The sequence below is a fragment of the Marinobacter sp. C2H3 genome (assembly GCF_037080155.1).
In the GTDB taxonomy this organism is placed as follows: Bacteria; Pseudomonadota; Gammaproteobacteria; order Pseudomonadales; family Oleiphilaceae; genus Marinobacter.
Genome location: NZ_JBBBNZ010000002.1, coordinates 508,447 through 532,287 on the forward strand (window position 1 = coordinate 508,447; position 23,841 = coordinate 532,287).

17 protein-coding genes are annotated in these 23,841 nt (G+C 63.3%); 4 read left to right on the top strand and 13 right to left on the bottom strand.

The window, feature by feature from the left end; genetic code table 11:
- Window positions 1-2: 2 nt before the first annotated feature.
- The 4 genes from V3388_RS07405 to V3388_RS07420 form a co-directional block, all read right to left on the bottom strand.
- Window positions 3-809, bottom strand: coding sequence for a Na(+)-translocating NADH-quinone reductase subunit C (locus V3388_RS07405; protein WP_336366890.1), 807 nt, complete (start codon window positions 807-809; stop codon window positions 3-5).
- Window positions 802-2,010, bottom strand: coding sequence for an NADH:ubiquinone reductase (Na(+)-transporting) subunit B (locus tag V3388_RS07410; protein WP_336366891.1), 1,209 nt, complete (start codon window positions 2,008-2,010; stop codon window positions 802-804). The genes V3388_RS07405 and V3388_RS07410 overlap by 8 nt, the downstream gene beginning before the upstream one ends.
- A gap of 4 nt (window positions 2,011-2,014) precedes the next feature.
- A complete protein-coding gene (locus tag V3388_RS07415; protein WP_336366892.1) occupies window positions 2,015-3,361 on the bottom strand; it encodes a Na(+)-translocating NADH-quinone reductase subunit A in 1,347 nt (448 codons plus the stop codon).
- A 443-nt stretch (window positions 3,362-3,804) separates the two neighbouring features.
- The gene (locus V3388_RS07420) at window positions 3,805-5,208 is read right to left on the bottom strand and encodes a glyceraldehyde-3-phosphate dehydrogenase (protein WP_442915631.1); all 1,404 of its coding nucleotides are present in this window, start codon (window positions 5,206-5,208) and stop codon (window positions 3,805-3,807) included.
- A 223-nt stretch (window positions 5,209-5,431) separates the two neighbouring features.
- Between V3388_RS07420 and mfd the strand changes: the two genes are divergently transcribed.
- Together mfd and V3388_RS07430 are read left to right on the top strand one after the other, a co-directional pair.
- Window positions 5,432-8,953 (top strand): transcription-repair coupling factor, encoded by a 3,522-nt coding sequence (gene mfd / locus V3388_RS07425; RefSeq protein ID WP_336366893.1) that lies wholly within the window; start codon window positions 5,432-5,434, stop codon window positions 8,951-8,953.
- 26 nt (window positions 8,954-8,979) lie between these two features.
- Window positions 8,980-9,648: a CsiV family protein gene (locus V3388_RS07430; protein WP_336366894.1), complete on the top strand. Its 669-nt coding sequence runs from the start codon at window positions 8,980-8,982 to the stop codon at window positions 9,646-9,648.
- Here the strand turns inward: V3388_RS07430 and V3388_RS07435 are convergent.
- The 5 genes from V3388_RS07435 to V3388_RS07455 all read right to left on the bottom strand — a co-directional run bounded on the left by V3388_RS07435 (window position 9,626) and on the right by V3388_RS07455 (window position 13,875).
- Complete coding sequence (locus tag V3388_RS07435) at window positions 9,626-10,408, bottom strand: S-methyl-5'-thioinosine phosphorylase (protein WP_336366895.1); 783 nt, start codon at window positions 10,406-10,408, stop codon at window positions 9,626-9,628. The two genes, V3388_RS07430 and V3388_RS07435, sit on opposite strands and share 23 nt — an antisense overlap.
- Window positions 10,401-11,630, bottom strand: coding sequence for a mechanosensitive ion channel family protein (locus tag V3388_RS07440; RefSeq protein WP_336366896.1), 1,230 nt, complete (start codon window positions 11,628-11,630; stop codon window positions 10,401-10,403). The genes V3388_RS07435 and V3388_RS07440 overlap by 8 nt, the downstream gene beginning before the upstream one ends.
- Before the next feature lie 23 nt (window positions 11,631-11,653).
- Window positions 11,654-12,163, bottom strand: a complete 510-nt coding sequence (locus tag V3388_RS07445) for a L,D-transpeptidase family protein (protein ID WP_442915618.1) — start codon at window positions 12,161-12,163, stop codon at window positions 11,654-11,656.
- Window positions 12,164-12,220: 57 nt separating this feature from the next.
- The gene (locus V3388_RS07450; protein ID WP_336366897.1) at window positions 12,221-12,898 is read right to left on the bottom strand and encodes a TetR/AcrR family transcriptional regulator; all 678 of its coding nucleotides are present in this window, start codon (window positions 12,896-12,898) and stop codon (window positions 12,221-12,223) included.
- A gap of 68 nt (window positions 12,899-12,966) precedes the next feature.
- Complete coding sequence (locus V3388_RS07455) at window positions 12,967-13,875, bottom strand: hypothetical protein (protein WP_336366898.1); 909 nt, start codon at window positions 13,873-13,875, stop codon at window positions 12,967-12,969.
- A gap of 186 nt (window positions 13,876-14,061) precedes the next feature.
- Here V3388_RS07455 and V3388_RS07460 point away from each other — a divergent pair, with 186 nt between their 5' ends.
- The gene (locus V3388_RS07460; protein WP_336366899.1) at window positions 14,062-14,706 is read left to right on the top strand and encodes a riboflavin synthase subunit alpha; all 645 of its coding nucleotides are present in this window, start codon (window positions 14,062-14,064) and stop codon (window positions 14,704-14,706) included.
- Here V3388_RS07460 and V3388_RS07465 read toward each other — a convergent pair.
- From V3388_RS07465 to V3388_RS07480, 4 genes are all read right to left on the bottom strand, one after another.
- On the bottom strand, window positions 14,655-15,776 hold the full coding sequence (locus V3388_RS07465; protein ID WP_336366900.1) for a class I SAM-dependent methyltransferase: 1,122 nt from the start codon (window positions 15,774-15,776) through the stop codon (window positions 14,655-14,657). The genes V3388_RS07460 and V3388_RS07465 overlap by 52 nt on opposite strands.
- 142 nt (window positions 15,777-15,918) lie before the next feature.
- Window positions 15,919-17,001 (bottom strand): methyltransferase, encoded by a 1,083-nt coding sequence (locus V3388_RS07470; protein WP_336366901.1) that lies wholly within the window; start codon window positions 16,999-17,001, stop codon window positions 15,919-15,921.
- A 34-nt stretch (window positions 17,002-17,035) separates the two neighbouring features.
- Window positions 17,036-17,728, bottom strand: a complete 693-nt coding sequence (can, locus tag V3388_RS07475) for a carbonate dehydratase (RefSeq protein ID WP_336366902.1) — start codon at window positions 17,726-17,728, stop codon at window positions 17,036-17,038.
- Window positions 17,729-17,800: 72 nt separating this feature from the next.
- Window positions 17,801-22,696: an NAD-glutamate dehydrogenase gene (locus tag V3388_RS07480; protein WP_336366903.1), complete on the bottom strand. Its 4,896-nt coding sequence runs from the start codon at window positions 22,694-22,696 to the stop codon at window positions 17,801-17,803.
- 165 nt (window positions 22,697-22,861) lie between these two features.
- Here V3388_RS07480 and V3388_RS07485 point away from each other — a divergent pair, with 165 nt between their 5' ends.
- The gene (locus V3388_RS07485) at window positions 22,862-23,836 is read left to right on the top strand and encodes an AAA family ATPase (RefSeq protein ID WP_442915619.1); all 975 of its coding nucleotides are present in this window, start codon (window positions 22,862-22,864) and stop codon (window positions 23,834-23,836) included.
- Window positions 23,837-23,841 lie beyond the last annotated feature (5 nt).

Sequence of the window (23,841 nt, forward strand, 5' to 3'; positions counted from 1 at the left end):
GATCAGACCTCCCCTTGACGCAGGTGTTTGAGATAGGTGGCAAACCCACGGTCACCCAGCCAGTAGTTGACCAGGTTTTCGACGCCGCGGCTGGTGAGCGTCGCCCCGGACAGCGCATCCACCTTGTGTTCCTTACCTTTGGCATCGGCGCTGACACCACCCTTGACCAGACGGATTTCCGGCTCGGTCATGTCCTCACCGTACACCACTTTGCCTTGCCATTGGGCTTTCCAGCGGGGATTGTCCACCTCGCCGCCCAGGCCCGGGGTTTCCCCCTGCTGGTAAAAGCCGAGACCTTCAATCGTATTCGCGTCGCCGCGCAGGGACACGAAGCCGTAAAGGGTGGACCACAGGCCATAACCGCTGATCGGCAGCACCACCTTCTTCAGCTCACCGCTGTCATCACGCAGGACAAACACCTTAGCGACGTTCGGCCGACGGCCGATACCCGCCTTGTCCTGATCCTGAGGAATGTCGATGGACAGCTTCGGGTTGGAGGCGGCCTTGTACATGTCGTACTTCATCGGATCATTCACGCCAACGGCATCCGGCTGGACATACTCACCGCTGTCCAGATCCACCAGCTTGACCTCGAATTTCGAGAACAGGTCCTCGATCTGCTGGGAGCTGGCACCCGCCGGCAGCATGTCGGCCGCCGCCAGGATATTGGTCTTGATGTTCAGGTTCTGGTTCTTGATCTGGGCCGGGCGCAGTGCGACGGCGGCGGTCGACACCACCACGGAGAACACCACGCTCAGCACCAGCGCAACCACAACCGTTCTGAAAACGGATTCCTTTGCTTTAGCCACGGGCGAGCCTCCGTTTGATGTTGGCCTGCACCACAAAATGATCGATCAACGGCGCAAACAGGTTACCGAACAGAATCGCCAGCATGATGCCTTCGGGGAACGCCGGGTTCACCACTCGGATCAGCACCGTCATAACGCCGACCAGGATACCGAAGCACCAGCGACCAGTGTTGGTCATGGAGGCGGACACCGGGTCGGTCGCCATAAACATCATGCCAAAGGCAAATCCACCCATCACCAGATGCCAGTAGGCCGGCACGGCAAACATCGGGTTGGTGTCAGAACCAATCACGTTGAACATCAGGGAGGTGGCAATCATGCCGATCAACACGCCACCGACGATGCGGTAGGAGGCGATCTTCATCACCAGCAGGATGATGCCGCCGATCAGGACCGCAAGGGTGGATGTCTCACCCATGGAGCCCTGGATGGAGCCCAGGAACGCGTGCATCCAGCCAATGTGATCCTGCAGCGCCTGAACGCCGCCGGAGGCCGCCCAGCTCAGGGACGTGGCGCCGCTGAAGCCGTCAACGGCGGTCCAGACGGTATCGCCGGACATCTGCGCCGGGTAGGCGAAATACAGGAAGGCGCGGCCGGTCAGTGCCGGGTTCAGGAAGTTCTTGCCGGTACCACCGAACACTTCCTTACCGATCACCACACCGAAGGTGATGCCCAAAGCCACTTGCCAAAGCGGCACGGTCGGCGGGCAGATCAGCGCAAACAGCACGGACGTGACGAAGAAGCCCTCGTTGACCTCGTGCTTGCGCACGGTGGCAAACAGCACCTCCCAGAAGCCGCCGACCACAAAGGTGACGAAGTACACCGGCACGAAGTAGGACAGGCCGTAAATGAAATTGTCCCACACACCCGCGCCGGAGCCGGTCACTGCCAGCGCCTGGATAAACGCCGCCCGGAGACCGCCGTCGGCAATCATCGCATTCGGGTTGGCCGCAAGGAAGCTGTTGGCCTGGTAGCCGATGTTCCACATACCGAAGAACATCGCCGGGAACGTACACAACCACACGGTGATCATGATGCGTTTGAGGTCCACACCGTCCCGCACGTGCGCCGTGCCGGTGGTGACCTTGCCCGGGGTGTAGAAAATGGTGTCTACGGCCTCGTACAGCGCGTACCAGCGCTCGTACTTACCGCCCTTGTCGAAGTGATGCTCGATTCCGTCGAGAAACTGTCTGATAGCCATCGCGTTAGCCCTCGATCTCGATTCGGGTCAGGTTCTCGCGGAGAATCGGACCGTATTCGTATTTGCCCGGGCACACAAACGTGCACAGCGCCAGATCTTCTTCATCCAGCTCCAGCGCACCCAGCTTCTGTGCCATTTCGGTGTCGCCCACAATCAGCGACCGCAGCAACTGGGTCGGCAGGATGTCCAGGGGCATCACCTGTTCATACGCACCGACCGGCACCATGGCCCGCTCACTGCCGTTGGTGGTGGTGGTAAAGTTGAACCGCTTGCCACCGGCCAGCTTGGACAGATAGATATTGAGCACGGAGAACTTGTTGGCGCCCGGCGACAGCCAGCCCATGAACTCGCGCTTCGTGCCTTCCTCCAGCAGTGACACCTGGTTAGCAAAGCGCCCCAGGTAGGCACAGGGCCCTTCCGCCCGACGCCCACCGAACACCGAGCCCGAAATGATTCGGACATCCGAATCTGTGGCAACCTCGCCGTCCAGAAGTTCCGTCAGGCTCGCGCCGATCCGGGTCCGCACCAGGCGGGGGTTGGACGCTTTGGGACCGCCGACGGCAATCACCCGCTCAACCGGCAGCTCACCGGTCTCGAACAGGCGGGCCATATCGACGACGTCCTGGTAACCAACCGACCAGACGGTCTTGCTGGCCGACACCGGGTCCAGGTGATGGATGTGGGTGCCGACGTTGCCAGCCGGGTGAACGCCGTCAAACTGGGCCACCTCGATGCGATCCGACGCGGGCACCGGCAGGTTGGAGCCCGGCTTGCCGGCCACGAACACCTTGCCCTCGGTCAGGCGGGAGAGAATCTGCAGGCCCCGCTCGAAGGCTTCGCCGTTTTCCCGGAGAATGACCACCGGGTCCGCCGCCAAGGGGTTGGTATCCATCACGGAGACGAATATGGAATGGGGTGCCGAATCGATGGCAGGCACCTTGCTGAACGGGCGGGTGCGCAGCGCCGTCCACAAACCGGATTCGACCAGGTTGTCGACCACCTGCTGACGTTCCAGATTCGGGAAGTCGTCTGCCCCGTAACGGGCAAAGGTTTCGGCCTCATCACCGTCAATTTCAATCACGATGGATTGAAACACGCGACGCTCGCCCCGGTTGATTTCCTTCACCACACCGGCTGCCGGTGAGGTATAACGCACGCCTTCGGTCTTCTTATCCGTGAACAGCAGCGACCCGCGCTTGACACGGTCCCCTTCCTTGACAGCCATCGTCGGCTTCATGCCGTTGTAATCAAAACCGATGAGCGCCACGTGGCGTACCGGCTTGCCGTCGGAGATGGTCTGTTCGGGAGCGCCGCTGATGGGAAGATCCAGGCCTTTTTTGATTTTGATCATTAGCCTCGTCCAGTCATCAGAAACTCGTTCAAGAATTCGTAACGCCCGACACCCGTGGCCCAGGTTTCCTGATGGCTCGCGCCAGCTCGGCAAAAACCTTGATAATCAGACGGTTGCGCAGTTGCTGAACACCCACGTCTGATGCAGGAAAGTGGTGAGAAACGGCATGCCAGACATACCCAAAATCGCGCCAATTATAGAGACTACGTAATGGTATTTCCACCAGATTGGGACCGACGTTGGTGGTAGTGCGTGACCTGCGTCGCGCCGGATGCGTCAATAAGTTGCCACAACGAGAGAGGAAACCGCCAGGCGGAACGGAGAGGGCCGAGCAACGGTACGCCGCCAAACGGATGACCGGCGAGAGTGCCGGCGAGGGTGCCGGCCAGAAACGCGCAGGCCCGGCGACAGGATCGCCGGGCCTGCAGACCAAAGCCGCCGGATCAGTCCCGGGCGCGCTTCGGGAAGATCGGGTAAGTCACACCCGCCATCTGGTTAACGCAGCGGATCACCTGCGCGCTGTAGCCGAACTCGTTGTCGTACCACACGTACAGGATCAGCCGCTTGCCGTTGGCGATGGTCGCCTGGGCATCGACGATGCCGGCGTGACGGGAGCCCACGAAGTCGGTGGACACCACCTCCGGGGAGTTGACGAAGTCGATCTGCTTCTGCAGTTCGGAGTGCAGCGCCATGTCCCGCAGGTAGTCGTTGACCGACTCGGCGGTCACTTCCTTGTTCAGGTTCAGGTTCAGGATTGCCATGGAGACGTTCGGCGTCGGCACCCGGATGGCGTTGCCGGTGAGCTTGCCTTTCAGCTCCGGCAGCGCCTTGGCCACGGCCTTGGCCGCGCCGGTCTCGGTGATCACCATGTTCAGGGGCGCGCTGCGTCCACGGCGACTGCCCTTGTGGTAGTTGTCGATCAGGTTCTGGTCGTTGGTGTACGAATGCACCGTCTCGACGTGGCCGTCTTCAATGCCGTACTCATCGTAGATCGCCTTCAACACCGGCGTGATGGCGTTGGTGGTACAGGAAGCCGCGGACAGGATCCGGTCGTCCTCGGTGATGTCACCGTTGTTGATGCCATACACGATGTTCTTGATGTTGCCCTTGCCCGGCGCGGTGAGGATCACGCGGCTGACGCCCTTGGACTTGAGGTGCAGGCCCAGGCCCTCTTCGTCGCGCCATTTACCGGTGTTGTCAATCACGATGGCGTTGTTGATGCCGTACTGGGTGTAATCCACCTTGTCCGGGCCATCGGAGTAAATCACTTTGATAAAGTTGCCGTTGGCCACCAGCGCCGACTTTTCCTGATCCACCGTGATGGTGCCGTCGAACGGGCCGTGCACCGAATCCCGGCGCAGCAGGCTGGCCCGCTTCTCCAGATCGTTTTCGGCGCCGCCCTGGCGCACCACGATGGCCCGCAGACGGAGGTTGTTACCGCCGCCGGCCTTCTCAATCAGGATACGGGCCAGCAGCCGGCCGATCCGGCCAAAGCCGTAGAGCACCACGTCCTTGGTGTCGCAACGGGCGTACTCTTCGGACTGGGCCGCGTACTGGCCGACGATCGGGCCAATCTCGCGCTTGAGGAACTCAACCAGGTCGCCACCTTCGGATTTGAACTTCACCGCCAGCTTGCCAATGTCCACATGGGCGCGGCCCAGCTCCAACTGATCCATCGCCTCCAGAATCGGCAGGGTGTCGTGCACGGACAGCTCGCTGTCCTCGATCTGGCGCACGAAACGATGCGCCCGGATGATGTCGATCACCGAGCGGTTGATGATCGCACGGCCGTATACGGACGTAACCACGTTGTTCTTGCGGTACAGACGACCGATGACGGGGATCATCGCCTCGGCGGTGGACTCGCGGTCTGTCCACTTGGACAGGTGCTGGTTGATCTGTTCCTGACTCACGGTTGGGACCTCGGTAGACACAGTAGTAATAATTTGGGCGCACATTATCCAACTTATGCGGGCGGTCGGCAAATGGGTGTAGAATACCGCGCTTTCCGCCGCCAGAACCGGCCGCACCGCGCCTGACAGACCGTCCATCAGGAGGATCCGACCGACCATGAGCCACGCACCCCTGCCCTCCGGCCCCCTGCTTGCCGCCGACTTGCCGTCGCGCGCCGCCGATCATCGAACCTGGGGAGGCCTCCACGGCAGCAGCGACGCGCTCGCCATTTGCGAGAGCGCCCGCCGTCTCGGCGGCCTGACCCTGGTGGTCACCCGCAGCACCACCGACGCCATTCGGCTGGAACAGGCCATGCGGTTTTACCTGGGGCTGCCCCAGGACGACGACGGCGCCGCCGTCACCGATGATGGGCTGGAACTGCTGACCCTGCCGGATTGGGAAACCCTGCCCTACGATCTGTTCTCGCCCCATCAGGACATTATCTCCGGTCGAATCCGCACACTGCACCGGCTGCCCAGCGTCCGCCACGGCCTGCTGGTGGTGCCGGCGAGAACACTGATGCATCGGCTGCCGCCGGTCGACTACCTGCAGGGCAATACCCTGCTGCTGGAAGTCGGCCAGCGCCTGGACCTGGACACCTGGCGGCTGCAGCTGGAAGCGGCCGGCTATCGTTACGCCGATACAGTCTACGAGCACGGCGAGTTCGCTGTCCGAGGCGCCATCCTCGACCTGTTCCCCATGGGGGCCAGCCAGCCCTACCGGATTGACCTGTTCGACAACGAGATCGAAACCCTTCGCACCTTCGATCCGGACACCCAGCGCTCCATCGACCGCATCGAACGCATCGAACTGCTGCCGGCGTACGAGTTTCCCTGGCACAAGGAGGCCCGCTCCGGCTTCCGCAACCGCTGGTTCGAGCAATTCCCGAATGCCGACCGGGACGCCCCCATCTACCGGGACGTCAGCAGCGGCATTACACCCCCGGGCATTGAGTACTACCTGCCGTTGTTTTTCGACGCCACGGCGACCCTGTTTGACTACCTGCCGGGCGACACCCTGGTATTCACGGCGGACGGGCTGAGCGACTCGGTAGACCATTTCAGTGCGGACACCCGGGCTCGCTATGAAGACCGTCGGCACGACCGCTTCAGGCCCATTCTCCCGCCAACGGCCCTGTTCCTGCAGCCTGAAGAGCTGTTCAGCCAGCTCAAGGCGTTTCCCCGGATTACCGTCACGGATCAGGCCGCCAGCGGTGCCGGTGCCATCACCTGCGACACTGAAGCCCTGCCCGACATCGCCATGGATGGCCGGGCCGCGGACCCGGCCGGCCGGCTCAAGCGGTTCCTCGACGGCTTTGACGGGCGCGTGCTGATCGGTGCCGAATCCTCCGGCCGCCGGGAAGCTCTGCTGGACAGCCTGGCGGAGCATGGCCTGAAACCCGGACCGCAGAAGGGCTGGCACAGCTTCCTGAGCGACACGGACTGCAAGCTGGGCATGACCATCGCGCCCATGGAGCAAGGTCTGGTGCTGCCCGGCCAGGGCATCGCGCTGATCACCGAAACCGCGCTCTTCGGTGAACGGGTGCTTCAACGCCGTCGCCGGGGCAAAGCCACCGAGACCGACGACGCCGGCTTCCGCGATCTGGCGGAACTTCGCATTGGCGCGCCGGTGGTCCACATCGACCACGGTGTTGGTCGCTACCTCGGCCTGGAAACCCTCAGCGCCGGTGGCGAGTCCAACGAGTTCCTGACCCTGGAATACGCCGGCGGCGCCAAACTCTACGTGCCGGTATCCAGCCTGCACCTGATTTCCCGCTACGCTGGCACCGATCCGGAACACGCGCCACTGCACAAACTGGGCAACGAGCGCTGGAGTCAGGCCAAGCAAAAGGCCCTGGAGAAAATCCGCGATACCGCCGCCGAGCTGCTGGACATTTATGCCCGCCGGGAGGCCCGCAAGGGTTTCCAGTTTGACGATCCCAAAGAGGCCTATCGGGCCTTCGCCGCCGGCTTCCCGTTTGAGGAGACCCCCGACCAGGAAGTGGCCATACAGGCGGTGTTCGAAGACATGACCAGCGAGCGCCCAATGGACCGCCTGGTGTGCGGCGACGTCGGTTTCGGCAAGACCGAAGTGGCCATGCGAGCGGCGTTTCTGGCGACCTGGTCCGGCAAGCAGGTGGCAGTGCTGGTGCCCACCACCCTGCTGGCCCAGCAGCACTTTGAATCCTTCCGGGACCGGTTTTCCGAAACGCCGGTTCAGGTTGAGCTGCTCAGCCGGTTCCGCAGCGCCGGGCAGACCAGCAAAGCCATGGACGCCATTGAAGCCGGCAGGGCCGATATCGTGATTGGCACCCATAAGCTTTTACAGGGAGACCTGCGCTTCAAGAACCTGGGCCTGGTGATCATTGATGAGGAGCACCGGTTCGGCGTGCAGCAGAAGGAAAAGCTCAAGGCCCTTCGGGCGGAAGTGGACATGCTGACGCTGACCGCCACGCCCATTCCCAGGACCCTCAACATGGCCATGGGCCATCTTCGGGACCTGTCCATCATTGCGACCCCGCCGGCTCGACGCCTGTCGGTGAAAACCTTTGTGCGACAGCGGGACGAGCCCATGGTGAAGGAGGCCATCCTGCGGGAAATCCTGCGGGGCGGTCAGGTGTACTTCCTGCACAACGACGTCGCCACCATCGAGAAAACCGCCGAAGACCTGCGCCGCCTGATCCCGGAGGCCCGCGTTGGCGTCGCCCACGGCCAGATGCGCGAGCGCGAGCTTGAGCAGATCATGTCGGATTTCTACCACAAACGGTTCAACGTGCTGGTGTGCACCACCATCGTGGAAACCGGCATCGACATCCCGAGCGCCAATACGATCATTATCGAGCGCGCCGACAAATTCGGCCTGGCCCAGTTGCACCAGCTCCGGGGCCGGGTTGGCCGGTCGCACCACCAGGCTTACGCCTATCTGCTGACCCCGCCTCCCAAGTCGATGACCGCCGACGCCAAAAAACGCCTGGAGGCCATTGCCGAAGCCCAGGACCTGGGGGCCGGCTTCATGCTGGCCACCCACGATCTGGAAATCCGGGGCGCCGGTGAGCTGCTCGGGGAGGAACAGAGCGGGCAGATCGAGACCATCGGTTTCACGCTTTACATGCAACTGTTGGACGAGGCGGTCAAGGCCATCCGCGAAGGCCGGACGCCGAACGCCGACCTGCCCCTGAGTCACGGCACCGAGATGAACCTGCGGATTCCGGCGCTGATTCCGGACGATTACCTGCCGGATGTCCACAACCGGCTTATGCTGTACAAGCGAATCTCCAGCGTCGACAACAAGGACGCATTAAAAGAACTTCAGGTGGAAATGATCGATCGCTTCGGATTGTTACCGCAGCCGGCGAAAAACCTCATGCGCCAGGCCGAACTGCGCCTGCGGGCCGAAGCCCTCGGCATCGTCCAGGTGGACGCCGGGCGGGAATGGGTGCGCCTCGAGTTCGGCGCCTCCACCCCGGTGGACCCACTGGTGCTGGTTAAAAAGGTGCAATCTGCTCCCGACCAGTTCCGGCTGGAGGGGGCCAACAGCTTCCGATTCAAGCTGAACGACGACTCCACCGATGGTAAACTCGACGGCATTTCAACCATGCTGGACCAGCTGACGGCCCGGGAGCAACGCCCCAAAGGCTGAAGTCTGCGCAGAACGGGAGTACACCCTTGCGACTGATCACTGCTTTACTTCAACGCCGGGCCCTGCGCCCGATCGCCCTCGTGGTGCTGCTTCTGGCCTCGGGCCAGAGCGGAGCGGCGGACGTTCCGGACGATTTCTACCGGGCCGAATTCGTGATCCTCGAGCGCATCGTTGATCCCGCTGGCATCGCCGAGCAGATGGCCGGACGTGAAGTGCCGGCCACACCGGACACTTCCGAAACTCTGATGGCCGTTAGCCAGGACGGTCAGGCCCGGAGCACGCTGAAACTGGTGCCGGCCAACGAGCTGTCCCTGAACGCCGCCGCCCAGCGCCTGGAGGCCAGCGGCCGCTATCGGGTGCTGATGCGCGCGGGCTGGTACCAGGCATTCCCCCCGGACTACCAGGGAGCGCCGCTGCGGGTCAGCGTTGGCCCATGGCTGGACGGACTGAACCAGCGGGCCGTTGAGGGCACGATCACCATCGACCGCAAACGATACCTGCACGTGGACGTGAACCTGAACCACTGGACCGTGGACGACGCCCCTTCCCTGTCCGACGGGATCTACCAGGCACCGCAGCGCAAGCTGGTCACCTGGATCCACGAGAATCGCCGCATGCGCAGCGAGGAAATCCACTTCCTGGACTCCCCCACCATCGGCGTACTGATCTTCTTCAAGAAAGTGGGCGAGGACTGAGCGCCCCAAGGCCGGCCACGGCGTCCGTGAGGATCCGCTTGACGCCGGCCATGCCTTCATCAATGGCCGCCTCGATCTCGGCCATGGTGATGATGTGGTCGGACTTGCCGGCCGCCCAGTTCACCACCAGCCCCAGGCAGACGTAACGCATCCCCAGCTCCGCCGCCAGTACCGCCTCGGGCATGCCAGTCATACCCACAATGTCACAGCCATCCCGCTCCAGACGCCGGATCTCAGCCGCGGTTTCCAGGCGCGGTCCCTGTGTGGCGCCATAAACCCCTTCGGCGGAATGTGCCACGCCGGCCTGACGGGCGCAGTCGATCAGGATGCGCCGACCGTCCTCGTCGTAAGGCCAGGTAAAATCGATGTGGGTCACGCCCTGCAGCTCACCCTCGAAAAAGGTGCTGGCCCGGCCCCAGGTGTAGTCGATGATCTGGTCGGGAATAACCACATGCGCCGGCCCCATGGCCGGGTGAATGCCACCTACCGCGTTTACGCCAACCACGGTCCTTACGCCAGCATCGTAAAGCGCCCTGAGATTGGCCCGGTAGTTGACCTGATGGGGCGGAATCCGGTGTGGGTGGCCGTGGCGGGCCAGAAACAACACCGACTGCTGGCCCAGGGTCCCGGATACCAGCGGCGCCGAGGGCGCGCCCCAGGGGGTGTCTACCGTGCGCTCACCCTCCAGGGTCAGCCCGGAAAGCGTGGTCAGCCCGGTACCGCCAATGATGCCGACGGGGCTGAGGGTCTGGTCATTCATCGCTTGCGTCCTCATGTTCCGGGTGGTCCGGGCCGCGGCCACCGGATCGGGGTTGTTCGGGTTTGGCTGCCGGCTCGCGATCGGCCTCACGGTCCAGGCGTTCCGATCGCTCGCCGCGGGTCAGTTGCAGACCGTCCGGCAGGTGCAACGTCCGGGTCGGGAACGCCACCTCGGCGCCGTGCGTTTCGATAATGTCGCTGATCCGCAGCAGCACGTCCTGCTTCACCTGCTGGAACGTCACCCAGTCCGTGGTCTTGGTGAAGGTGTACACCATGATGTCCAGGGACGAGTGGTTAAACGCCACCAGGTTAACGATCAGCGTCTGGCTGGGCTCGATATCGTCATGGTTTTCCAGCATGTGGCGGATGTCCGAGACAATGGCCGCCGTTTCGCTGACGTCTGCGTAGCGAATGCCGACGATCTCATTGATACGCCGGTTCTGCATCCGTGAGGGATTCTCCACGGAAATCGTGGTGAACGCGGCATTGGGCACGTACAAAGGGCGCTTGTCGAAGGTGCGGATGGTGGTCATGCGCCAGCCGATGTGCTCCACGGTACCTTCGATCTCACGATCCGGGGAGCGGACCCAGTCCCCCACTTTGAATGGGCGGTCCAGGTGCACGATCATGCCGCCAAAGAAGTTGGCCAACAGGTCCTTGGCGGCAAAGCCGACGGCGATACCGCCCACCCCGCCGAAGGCGAGCACCCCGGAAATGCTGAAGCCCAGCGTCTGCATCATGATCAGGGCAGCCGTAATGAACACCACGGCGCGGGACAGTTTGCTCACCGCATTGACCGTGGTGTAGTCCATCGGCGTCTTCATCTTCACCGGGGACACCAGAGCCTTCTCAACCTCCTTGATCAGGCGCAGCAGGGTCCAGACGATGACCCAGATGAAGCCGATTTCCAGGATTTTCCGATTGGCCGTAAATATCTCGGCTTCGGAAAAGTGGTAAGCCACCTCCGCCGCCCAATACACGCCCTGTAACCAGACAAACGCCACCAGCGGCACGCGGACCGCATGCAGCAGCGCATCGTCCCAGACGTTCCGGGTGCGGGAGAACTTGTTTTCCAGCACCCGGACCAGACGGCTGGCGAGATAGGCAACCACGGCGGTCGCCAGTACCAGAGCAAAAATCAGCAGACTCACCCGCCAGCCCTGGGACAGCACGCCAAAGTCCTGCATCCAGGTGTTCAGGGTGCCCAGAATACGTCCGATCATGGCGTTCCTCAGTCAGTCACCGGTCAGGTCTCGAGTATCGTTACGGGCGTGCCGGGCGCGACCTGATCGAACAGCTCGATCACGTCCCGGTTACGCATGCGAATGCAACCGTGGGAGCGGGGCACACCCATGGGTTCAGCGTCCGGCGTGCCGTGGATGTAGATATAGCGACGGAAGGTATCGACGTCACCGCCCCGATTGTGTCCGGGTTCACGACCGCACAGCCAGAGGATTCGGCTGAGTATCCAGTCGCGGCCGGGCGACGCCTGGGCCAAGGACGGAGAATAACGCTCACCGGTTGGCCGGCGGCCCCGGAATACGGTGTTCTCCGGCTGGCCGGCGCCGATCTTGGCCCGGATGTAGTGCTCGCCCCGGGGTGTGGCACCCGAGCCGTTCTCTTCGCCGGCGCCGACGCTGGCCGTGGAGACCGGCCACTGCGCCACTGTCTCGCCGTCCGCGCCATAGGCGAACAGCATTTGCCGGGCGATCGAGATCACCAGGCGATCAATGACAGGGCGTTGGGGGGAGGACAAACCAATCAGGCTCCGCTCTGAGATTCCAGAAGCGAAGCCTAACCGAGCGAGACAAACTCAGGCAACCGAGAAATTCCCGTAGATGGGTGGTGTGAGCATGGTTTTCTCGGCCTGCATCCCGGCAGCCAGGAACGGCACCAGACGCAGGGCAATCTCCTGAACCGAGGTTTCCACGCCGGTCTTGTTCTGCAGAATGTCCCGCAAAGCGTCCGAACTGGACATGGTGAACGCCGTGGCGCCGAGCATGAACTGGATGCGCCAGTAGCGATCCACCGCGGACAACTGGGGGGTCGCCTGCTTGAGCAATCGCATGAACCGGCTGAACGGCTGGCTGTATTCCTGCTCCAAAAATTTTCGCAGGTGCCCCTGGGACTGGGTGTAGGCGAGCCCGAGCAGGCGCATGAAAATGGCAATGCCCCGCTCGTTGCGCTGGGGCATGCGTACGGCGCTTTCGGTCAGGGCCCAGAGGGTATCATTCAGCGTGGGGGGCTGGCCCTCACAGCGCTCTTCAAGCTCGTCAAAGGCCTGCTCCAGAGTCCCGGAGAACGGCGTCAGGAAGCGCGCGAAGACGGCGTGAATCAGAGCGTTCTTTGAGCCAAAATGGTAATTGACCGCCGCGAGATTTACTTTAGCCTTACTGGTGATCATCCGCAGCGACGTTTCGGAGAAGCCGCGCTCGGCGAACAGTTCCTCAGCGGCGTCGAGAATGCGGTCGACGGTATCGGACTGGGCCATGTTGTTGTCATGCCTCTGGCAATGGTAGCAAACATCTGTTTAAAACATACGTTTGATGCATGACCTTGTCAAGTTCTTGGCTCCGGCGTCGCCGCCACTTCCTGCCAGCCCTCGTCGATGGCGCGCTGGTTGCCTTCAAAAAATGCGCTCTGCAGCCGGCCGTAGGCTTTCTCCGCCTCCAGCATGAAAATCAGATAGCGCCGGACATGCTCCCGGCGGGTCAGGTTCCGGGCCAGCGCCCGCCGTTCGGATAATGCCACCAGGTCGCTGAATCGGGGGTGCCTCAACGCCGGATTGAACTCCGCCATGCCGGCACACTGCCACACCAGCCCCTCCTTGCCCTCCAGATGGGCCACATGTTTACGGGCGTCAGAGAGCAGCCGCTGACGGGTCAGTACAATGTCCAGATAGGACGGCTGGCGACTGTAGACCCGGCGAATCACCGGCACCCCCATCAACAGGATGATGACGAACGCGCCGAAAGCGCCGCCGGCCAGCCAGGCCGGGACCACGCTGGTGAGGCCGCTCAGGAAAAGGGAGGCGGCGATCAGTGCGCTCAGAACCCAGAGGTCCCGGCGGCGCCGTGCTGCCGCCAGCGCGTAGTTGTCAGGCCATCCCTCCATGGCGAGTACGGTAAAATCCATCAGCAGCACCCGGTCGCACTGGCGCAGTTGGAGTCTGAGTTTGCGTTGGCGGGACTCGGCCAGGGCCTGCTCGATGGCGGCCGTCGACGGCCCGGCCTGGTCGGTGCTCTCTCCCCCGGCTTCACCCTCGCTCCCGCCCTGTGGCGCACCGTCGCGAACATCGTCGGTTACCGCGCGGGCAACCCCGGCCTCGGTTACCGACCCGGCCGTGCTTCCCGGTGCGGGACGCACACCGGCCTGCTCTGACACGGGCGCGGCGGGCCCCTCCGATGCCGGGTCTGCTGCGCGTCCCGGCCTGAGCACCGGCTCGCGGGGTGTGGGATGTTCGGCCATAGTAACGGGGTCTCTGGTCGTGAGGGGTCCTTGAGAGGCTATCGGCGGCGCCCGCCCATCCTTGAGCGCCGTGGGACCCGGCGCCGGTGGTAATCCGCTGCGCGGCGGGCAACCCAGCGCCCGGTTGGCAATCCAACGGCGGTGCCGCTATCCTCTGGGACCCATCCGTTACCCAGAGGTTTCACTATGTTTACAGGCATTGTTCAGGGTCTGGCCACCCTCGAGCGGGTGGATGCTCGCCCGGGCCTTTCTACGCTGGCGTTGGCCTTCCCCCAGCAACAGGTCCAGCAGGTCAGCGTTGGCGCCTCGGTGGCCATCAACGGCACCTGCCTGACCGTGACCCGGCAGGACGGCAACGTGCTGCTGTTTGACGCCATGCAGGAAACCCTGCGCCTGACTACCCTGGGCGATCTTACGCCGGGCGACACCGTCAACTTCGAGCGGGCCGCCCGCATCGGCGACGAAATTGGCGGCCATCTGCTGTCCGGCCATGTGCACACCACCGCCACCGTCGTTGACATTGAACGCCCGGAAAACAACGTCACGATCTGGTTCGAGGTGCCCGGCGACTGGCCCCGCTACCTGTTCGATAAAGGCTACGTGGCGATCAACGGCGCCAGCCTGACCATCGGTGAAGTCCGGGGCAACCGGTTTAACGTGCACCTGATACCGGAAACCCTGCGGGTCACCACTTTCGGCCAGGTGCAGGTGGGGGACCGGGTCAACATCGAAATCGACAGCCAGACCCAGACCATCGTCGATACCCTGGCTCGCCTCGGTTATGACCGGCCGGCCTCGAACACCACGAATTTGGGATCGGCGTCCAACTGACGTACCTGCCGGAACACCTGCCCCAGCGTCCGGTGGTAGCCGAGGTGGCGATTGCCCACTATCAGCAGCCGGCCCCCGGGCGCCAGGTGCCTCGCCGCCGCCCGAAAGAGCTTCTGGGCGAGGTGATCGCCCACTACCCCACCCTCATGGAACGGCGGATTCAGCAGAATCCGGTCGAAGTTCCCGGCGTCCGGCCGGATGCCGTCCGCATGGTGGAACTCAGCCCTTACGTCGGGCATGGCCCCAACCACGTTGTAACGGGCGCTGGCCACCGCCTGGCTTGACACGTCGCTGAAGGTAACGGCCAGATCCGGGCGTTCGTGCAACGCCGTCACTCCGAGCACCCCGTTACCGCAGGCCAGATCCAGCACGCGGCCGCCCTCGGGCAGCTCCGCCACCGTGCGGGCCACGTGGGGCAGCAACAGGCGGGTGCCGATGTCCAGGCGCTGGCGGGCGAACACCGCTGGCAACGCCATCAGCTGAAGGCCCTCAGCGGTTTGATAGCCCTTCCAGGCCTCCGCCCAGTCGACCAGTTGCGCCCGTCCCGCCCGACAGATCACCACCCGCGCTTTCTTGCGGGCCGGCAGTACGGCTTCCGTTTCCACCGCGTCAGCGAACACCGCCACGCTGTGATCCGGCAGGTGTTTGATCATGCCTCCGGCGATCAACCGGCCACCCTCCGCCAGCACACCGTTGACCCAGCGCAGAAGCCAAGCCAGATAGTCCGCCTGGCGCGGAATGCGAAGCACCACCAGGTCGAATGGCCCGTCCGGCGGCGACAGCCAGTTGGCCACGGGCCGGCCCGAGGGGTCGCCGTTCAGCGCCAGAGCGCCCGGCAGTGTGGCGCTGTCGGCCACCACGGTCAGTGGGTTGGCCGCCAACCCGAGGCTCAGCGCACCGAACTGATCGTCCACCACCAGCACCCGGGCGCCCGGGCGCTCAGCGAGGGTCGTCCCGGCGGCGTCCAGCAGTTGTTCGTCCGCCGCATCCCAGGCCCGCAATCCCCGGCCCGCCGTGGGCCGTCGCAGACGCAGGCCACCGGTCGGCGTTTGCAGCACATCACTTGTCATTTCAGGCATCCCTGGGCGAGAGTCGAACGCTTGTTCGGTTTTAGGCTGATTACTCTAGAAAATGGTTCTACCTTGAAGGCGTTCATGCAATTCACCCTTCGCCCCTCTACCCCAGGGGCTTTTTTTCGTCCCGGTAACCGGCCTAGCGGCGGCGGAACGCCCGGTACACGATGAATTTCCGGGTTTCCAGCAGCCGTTCAACCTGGCCAAACTGCTGTTGCAGGGCGGCTTCATAGGGCAGGAAGGCGTTGGCCACCACTCGCAGCTCGCCACCGGGTGCCAGGTGCGAGCGCACCGACGCCAGGAAACGTTCGCTCATGGACAGGTCGGTTTTCACGCCGGTGTGGAACGGTGGGTTGGTGACCACGGCGGACCACCGACGGCGGGCGGCCAGCCCGTCCAGCCCATCGGCAGCGAGCAGCTCGCCGCTCACGCCGTGTCGCTGATAGGTCTGCCGGGCGCAGAACACCGCCTGGGCCTGAACGTCCAGGCCATCGACGGGGCGGGGTGACATGCCCCGGGCCTGTTCATGGCGATGCAGCCAGGCGCCGATCACCCCGGCACCGCAGGCGAAATCCAGCGTCGGCCCGGCCAACAGCGGGAATTTCGCCAGCGAATCCAGCAGCAGCGCCGTGCCCTCGTCCAACCGACCAAGGCTGAATACTCCGGGCAGGCCCGCCACGACGAAGCCCTCCTCAGGGGCCGCCGGGCGGGCCACCGTGTCCCATTGCAACCAATCGTCCACCTGAAACGGCGAGGGGCTGGCAGGCGCGGACGCGACCCAGACCTGACAGTGCCGGGCGCTGTCCAGCTTGGCCGCATCCGGCGCGAAGGCCCGGAGCTGCTTGATGGCGCCGGCGATACCTTCGCGCTTTTCGCCGATCAGCATAAGCCGAGCGCCCGACGCCGCCAACGAGGCCGCCAGGGCCAGGCGCAGGTCCAGTTCGGCACGGGCCTTCGGCAGAAACACCACCACCGTGTCCCAGGCCGCCGTTGCCAGGCCGACGTCGTCATAACCAAAGGCCGTTTGCCAGACGCGCGCCTCGCCGGCCGCAGCCCGGAGCGCGTCATGAACGCCGGCCTGGTCGGTCATGGCCAGGCCGGCGTCGACACCGGCGAGTGCGGGCAGCAAGCGGGCGTCCTGAACCCCGAGCACAGCAACACGGCCGCGCAGGGCGCTCAGGTTACGGATCAGGGCATGGTGGGAGTTGGGGAGTTCGGACATCAGACGTGCCGCCCCCCTGGGCGGCCCGCACTACTCATGAGTGTTCTGGCAGCTTGCGCACCCGGCCCGAGCGGACCGGCCGGGCCACCAGCTCATCCACCGACTGGGCCAGCACCGGCTGACGCTCGTCTTCGGAGGAGATGGACAGGCCAAGATCCCGCAGCAGGCCGTCGGCCACGTCGTACACAAACCCATGCACGGTCAGCGGCTGGCCTCGGCGCCAGGCATCCTGGACGATGCTGTTCTCGCACACGTGGTCCACCTGCTCCAGCACATTCAGCTCGCACAGGCGATCCACCCGGTCCTGGGGATTGGCGATGGCGTCGAGCACCGCCTGATGGCGACGCTCCACATCCTGGATGTGGCGCAGCCAGTTGGTGATCAGGCCTGAGCCCTCGCGCATGAGCGCCGCCCGGACGCCACCGCAGCCGTAGTGGCCAACCACCAGGATGTGCTTCACCTTCAGCACTTCCACCGCAAACTGCAGCACCGACAGACAGTTGAAGTCCGTGTGAACCACCACGTTGGCCACGTTCCGGTGCACAAACAGCTCACCGGGCAGCAGATCCACAATCTGGTTCGCCGGAACCCGACTGTCGGCACAGCCGATCCACAGGTATTCCGGCGCCTGCTGATTGGCAAGCCGATCGAAGAACCGGGGATCCTCCGCCTTGATGCCATCGGCCCAGGCCCGGTTCTTGTCCAGAAGATGATCCAACTGCCCCATGACGCTCACTCCCTTGTTCAATTCAGTGAAATTGAACGTGAATCCGCCTTTCGGCGCAAGTCCCGGTTGGTCTTAGCTCTCCGCTACCGTCTCGGCGGCGGACGATTCGGCGGTCTGATGCATGGTGCTCTGGGCCAGATCCAGCAGCTCCCGCAGGGCCACCGAGAACATGGCGTATTCGGGCTCCCGCACGCCTTTGAACTCGCCCAGCATCGACTTCCAGCGATCAATCATCGGCTGGTGCCGCTCCTGCCACTGGGCCACACAACCGGCTACGTCATCGGGGGATTTCGCCAGACGAAGCACGCCGGTGGTCAGTGCCCGCTGCTGCCATTCCAGATCCTCCCGGAAGCTTTCCCGGGCCAGGGCCTGCCAGTGCGACGCCGGCTGAAGCCGGGCGATGGCGTTGGCGAACCAGTTCAGGTCAAGCCGCTCGCCCAAATCGTAGTAGAGGTTGGCGACCGTCTTCAGCGGCATGTCCACCGCCTCACGGGCCTCGATGATGCCCAGGGACGAATACAGGTAACCGGTACCGGCCATGACCGACGCCAGCTCGCTGGGCAGGCCTTTCTCCACCAGCTCATCGTGCCGGGCCTGCCAACTTTGCAGGGCGTGTTCGCCGAGGTAATCCGGCAGGTTGGCGGTAATCGCCCAGACGCTGTCGGCAAAGCGCTCCATGTGGCTGCGCACGTTCAGTTCCGCGCGGCGATTACGCAGCAGCCAGCGCACAGCACGGCGCATCAGACGCATCAGATCCTGCATCAGTTCCATCTGCAGGCTGGCGGGCACGTGGAAATCCAGGGCCTCAATCCGGTCCCACCAGTTGTCGATGCGGAACACATCCCGGGCGATAATCCACGCCAGCGCAATGGACGCGGGGTCCGCGCCGGTGGACTGGTTCAGCCGGTCGACAAAGGTGATCCCCATGTGGTTCACCATGTCGTTGGCAATCTGGGTGGCGATGATTTCCCGGCGCAACTGGTGCTCGCCCAGCTCGCTGGAGAATTTCTGGGTCAGCGCCCGGGGAAACACCTTGTACATCTCGCTGGCCAGCGACGGCTCATCCGGCAGGGCGCTGTCCAGCAGGGTCTGTTTGAGGTCGCCCTTGATGTAGCAAATCAGGATGGACAGCTCCGGGCGGGTCAGCCCCTGCTTGCGGAGCTTGCGCTCGCTCAGGGTTTCATCGTCCGGCAGGAATTCCAGGGCCCGGTTCAGCTTGCCTTCACTTTCGAAATGGCTGATCAGCCGGCGGTACTCCTCCAGACGGGGGCCAGCATCCTCACTGGCGATGCTGATGGCCTGGGTCTGGCGGTAGTTGTTCTTGAGCACCAGGGTGCCCACGTCGTCGGTCATCTCCTCGAGCATGACGTTGCGCTGCTTGCCGGTGAGGTCGCCCATGGCCACCGCCCGGTTCAGCAGGATCTTCATGTTCACTTCGTGGTCGGAACAGTCGACCCCGCCGGAGTTATCGATGAAGTCCGTGTTCAGGCGGCCGCCTTTGAGGGCGTAGTCAATCCGGCCAAGCTGCGTCAGGCCGAGGTTGCCGCCCTCACCCACCACCTTGCAGCGAAGCTCGTCGCCATTGATGCGCAGACCGTCGTTCGCCTTGTCGCCCACATCCGCATGACTCTCGGAGCTGGCCTTCACGTAGGTGCCAATGCCGCCAACCCACAGCAGGTCCACCTGGGCCCGCAGGATGTGGCTGATCAACATGTTCGGCGGCACGCGATCGGCCTTTATGCCCAGCAGTTTCTTCATTTCCGGGCTGACCGGGATGGACTTGGCGCTGCGGTTGAACACACCGCCACCCTTGGAGATGAGCTTGGCGTTGTAGTCGGTCCACGATGAGCGGGGCAACTCGAACAGCCGCTTGCGCTCCTTGTAGCTGGCCTCCGGGTCCGGCGTCGGGTCGACAAAAATGTGAACGTGGTTGAATGCCGCCACCAGTTTCATTTTTTCCGAGCTGAGCATGCCGTTGCCAAACACGTCGCCGCCCATGTCGCCAATGCCGATGGCGGTAAACTCGTCCAGGGCCGGGTTGATGCCCATTTCACGGAAATGGCGCTCAACGGACACCCAGGCGCCCCGGGCGGTGATGCCCATTTTCTTGTGGTCGTAGCCGTGGCTGCCGCCGGAGGCAAACGCGTCCCCCATCCAGAAGCCATACTCTTCCGCCAGACCGTTGGCGATGTCCGAGAAGGTCGCGGTCCCCTTGTCCGCCGCCACCACCAGGTAGTGATCGTCCTCGTCATGGCGGATCACCCGCTCCGGCGGCTCTATGCCGCTGTCCACCAGGTTGTCGGTGATGTCCAGCAGGCCGCGAATGAAGGTTTTGTAGGCCTCGATGCCTTCCGCCTGGAACGCCTCCCGGTCCGAGGGGTCCGGCAACTGCTTGGCCACGAAGCCCCCCTTGGCGCCCACGGGCACGATTACCGCGTTCTTCACCTGCTGGGCCTTGACCAGCCCGAGGATCTCGGTGCGGTAGTCCTCAAAGCGGTCGGACCACCGGAGGCCCCCACGGGCGACCTTGCCACCCCGCAGGTGCACCCCCTCCACCCGGGGGGAATACACGAAGATCTCGAACATGGGCATCGGCAGCGGCATGTCCGGAATCTGGTGCGGGTCAAATTTCACGCTGATGTAGGGCTTGTGACGGCCCTCGGCGCCCAGTTGGTAGTAGTTGGTGCGCAGGGTCGCCTGGATCAGCTCCAGGTATAGGCGCAGCACCCGGTCCTCGCTGAGATTGTCCACATCGTCCAGACCAGCGTTGAACTCCAGCTCCAGCTTCTGCTGGGCGGCCTCGCTCTTACCGGCGCTCTGGTAACGGTCCGGGTCGAACTTGACCTGGAAGGTGTCCAACAGCAACCGGGCGAGGTGAACGTGGTTGACCAGTGTGTTGGAAATAAACGTCTGGCTGTTGGAAAAACGGATCTGGCGCATGTATCGCGCGTAGGTGCGCAGCAGCGCGATCTCCCGCCAGTTCATGTAGGAGGAGAGCATCAGCCGGTTGAAGGCATCGTTCTCGGCCTGGCCGTGCCACACTCGCCGGAACAGATCTTCGAAAATCGGACGGATGCGGTGAATGTCCACCGCCTCGCCGCTGTGGGCCTGCAGCTTGAAATCGTGAATCCACACCGACTTGCCGTGCCGGTCGGCCACTTCAAACGGGTGCTCCCCCAGGACCCGGAAACCCAGGTTGTCGAAAATCGGCATCACATCCGACAGGGGCAACGGTTCATCCGGGTTGAACAGCTTGAAGTGGAGGGTGTTCTCGTCTTCCTCAAGAGCCCGGTAGAAGCTCATCGCCAGATCGTCTTCCGCGGCGGCCTCGGCAATGTGTTCCAGGTCGATCCCGGCCCGGCGCGGTGAGAAGAATTCGGTGTAACTGGCCGGGAATCCGCTGCCCCAGATGCGGAACAGTTCGTTGCCCCGCTCCTCACCGTAGGCTTCACTGAGGGCATCGTAGAGGCCGTCCCGCCAGGACTGGGCCAGCTCAATAACCTGCTCGCGGATCTCGGCCACCGGCAGCTGCCGGTTTTCCACCTGGGGCACCCGGATGGTGAACTGCACCCGCGCCAGCACGGACTCGGAGAAGTGGGTGACAAACTCGATGTCCTCGGCCTCCAGCCGCTCCAGCAGCACCTGCTCCACCCTCAGCCGCAGTTCGGTGTTGTAGATATCCCGGGGGAAAAACGCCAGGCAGGTGACAAACTGGCCGTACACGTCTTCGCGCATGAACAGCTCGATGCGGCGGCGCTCCTGGATGTACAGGATATTCTTGGCCACCTTCAGCAGTTCGTCGGATTCAATCTGGAACAGCTCGTCCCGGGGGTACAGGGTCAGGATCTGTTCCAGCTCCTTGCCGGCGTAATCGTCCCGCAGGAACCCGGAATCCTTCATGACCTTGGCAAACTTGCGGCGCAACAGGGGAATCTCGTCCGGCCGCTCGTTGTAAACCCGGGACGTATACAGACCGAGGAAACGGCGCTCGCCCACCACGTTGCCGTCCTTGTCGAATTTTTTCACGGCAATGTAGTCCGGGTACGCGGGGCGGTGAACGCGGGAGCGCTGCGCAGACTTGGCAAAAATCAGAATGTCGTCGGTCCGGGTCATCTCATGGCGAGTGCGCTGGGGCAGCTCGTCCAGACGAACCCGCTCCGGACGTTCGTTGTTGACCCGCAAAATCCCCCGCTCGGAATCCGGTACCCGCTGAACCAGCAGGCCTTTCTTGTCCTCGGCAAAATCGTATTCGTCGTACCCCAGGAAGGTGAAGTGGTCCGACACCAGCCACGACAGGAACGCCTTGGCCTCGTCCCGGGTTTCCGGGCTGATCCCGGCGGCAATGTCATCGAGTTCCTCGGCGATGGCGTTGACCTTCTCGATGATGCCGCCGAAATCGGACACCGCGATACGAACTTCGTGCAGGACGGCCTGCAGGACCTCTTCAATTTCACGAAGCTCGGCTGGATCGCTGTGACGGTCAATTTCCAGGGCGATAAAGGCTTCGTACTGGGCGTTGGTACCGCCCTTTTTGGTGGAGAACAGTTTCTTGAGTTTGCCCCCGGCGTCCCGCTCGACCCGCAGGATCGAATGCTGGATGGAATGGGTGCCAATCTCGCGCTGGTTGATGGCAATGCGCAGGGAGTCGATCAGGAACGGAATGTTCGGATGGAGGATAAACACGACGGTGTGGGTGGACTGCCAGCCATCGCTTTCCAGATCCGGGTTGAACACGGACACGGGGGTCTGGTCCGGGGCCCGCTTCTGCAGAAACTGCCAGGCCGCGAGGATGGCGCCGTAGGTATCCTGAAATCGTCGACTGACCAGTTCTTCAAGGGGGATGTGCGCGTAATGTTGCTTGGCAAACTCGCCGATGTTCTTTGCTTCCGTCTTTGCGATTTTGCGGGCAAAGGCCTCCGCCAGATGCTCAAAAAACTGTTCCTTGCTGGCCACAGTCAGCGCGTTCATGTGTTACCTCTGGTCTGTATGAAATAAACGTAATCGACGTGTCGTCACATAAGCATAGTCAAACCCTTGATTTTTGCCGGCCGCGCGCCAAAACTGCGGCATCTACTTACGCAACGCACGTTTCCGAGAAGACATCGGACAAGGGGGCTGTCGAATCCAATGTCAATGTCGAACCCAATGCCGTTACAGCATACGTTCACCGAACTCCGGTCTCAGTTAGCCAATCGGATTATTGGGCAGGAAAAGCTCGTTGATCGCCTCCTGATTGCGCTTCTCGCCGATGGCCATTTGCTCGTGGAAGGCGCGCCAGGACTGGCCAAGACCACCGCCATCAAGGCTCTGGCCGACCACCTAGTAGGTAATTTCCACCGCATCCAGTTTACCCCCGACCTGCTGCCCTCCGACGTCACCGGCAGCGAGATCTACCGTCCGGAAACCGGACAGTTCGATTTCCAGAAGGGCCCCATTTTTCACAACCTGGTCCTGGCCGACGAAATCAACCGGGCGCCGGCCAAGGTGCAGTCCGCGTTGCTGGAGGCCATGGGCGAACGGCAGGTCAGCGTGGGCCTGCGGACCTTCCCCCTGGACCGCCTGTTCATGGTGATGGCGACCCAGAACCCGATCGAGCAGGAAGGCACCTACCCGCTGCCGGAAGCCCAACTCGATCGCTTTCTGATGCACGTGGTCATTAGCTACCCCTCCCCCGAAGCGGAGCGCGCCATCCTGCAACTGGCCCGCAACGATTATCGGCAGGGCGCCCCCGCCGCCAGCGTTCGGATCAGCCCGGACCAGGTGTTTGAGGCCCGGAACGCCGTGGCCGACGTGTACATGGCCGAGTCGGTGGAGACTTACCTGCTGGCGCTGGTTCTGGCCACCCGTGACGCCGCCAGCCTGGATCCGGAACTGGCCCGCTGGACCGCGTTCGGCGCCAGCCCCCGGGGCACCATTGCCCTGGACCGCTGCGCCCGGGCCGCGGCGTGGCTGGATGGCCGAGATTACGTCACGCCCGAGGACGTCCGGGCCATGGCCTACGACGTACTCCGACACCGCATTCTGCTGACCTTTGAAGCAGAGGCTGAAGGCGTCACTGCCGATGCCGTGATCCAGCGGCTGCTGGACCGGGTGCCCGTTGCTGCGTGAGCGCC

Bases quoted from the DNA above. Each gene is read 5' to 3' on its own strand.
- V3388_RS07410 (WP_336366891.1), bottom strand. From the start codon at position 2,010: ATGGCTATCAGACAGTTTCTCGACGGAATCGAGCATCACTTCGACAAG.
- V3388_RS07415 (WP_336366892.1), bottom strand. From the start codon at position 3,361: ATGATCAAAATCAAAAAAGGCCTGGATCTTCCCATCAGCGGCGCTCCC.
- V3388_RS07420 (WP_442915631.1), bottom strand. From the start codon at position 5,208: ATGATCCCCGTCATCGGTCGTCTGTACCGCAAGAACAACGTGGTTACG.
- mfd (WP_336366893.1), top strand. From the start codon at position 5,432: ATGAGCCACGCACCCCTGCCCTCCGGCCCCCTGCTTGCCGCCGACTTG.
- V3388_RS07435 (WP_336366895.1), bottom strand. From the start codon at position 10,408: ATGAATGACCAGACCCTCAGCCCCGTCGGCATCATTGGCGGTACCGGG.
- V3388_RS07440 (WP_336366896.1), bottom strand. From the start codon at position 11,630: ATGATCGGACGTATTCTGGGCACCCTGAACACCTGGATGCAGGACTTT.
- V3388_RS07450 (WP_336366897.1), bottom strand. From the start codon at position 12,898: ATGGCCCAGTCCGATACCGTCGACCGCATTCTCGACGCCGCTGAGGAA.
- V3388_RS07455 (WP_336366898.1), bottom strand. From the start codon at position 13,875: ATGGCCGAACATCCCACACCCCGCGAGCCGGTGCTCAGGCCGGGACGC.
- V3388_RS07460 (WP_336366899.1), top strand. From the start codon at position 14,062: ATGTTTACAGGCATTGTTCAGGGTCTGGCCACCCTCGAGCGGGTGGAT.
- V3388_RS07465 (WP_336366900.1), bottom strand. From the start codon at position 15,776: ATGACAAGTGATGTGCTGCAAACGCCGACCGGTGGCCTGCGTCTGCGA.
- V3388_RS07470 (WP_336366901.1), bottom strand. From the start codon at position 17,001: ATGTCCGAACTCCCCAACTCCCACCATGCCCTGATCCGTAACCTGAGC.
- can (WP_336366902.1), bottom strand. From the start codon at position 17,728: ATGGGGCAGTTGGATCATCTTCTGGACAAGAACCGGGCCTGGGCCGAT.
- V3388_RS07480 (WP_336366903.1), bottom strand. From the start codon at position 22,696: ATGAACGCGCTGACTGTGGCCAGCAAGGAACAGTTTTTTGAGCATCTG.
- V3388_RS07485 (WP_442915619.1), top strand. From the start codon at position 22,862: ATGTCGAACCCAATGCCGTTACAGCATACGTTCACCGAACTCCGGTCT.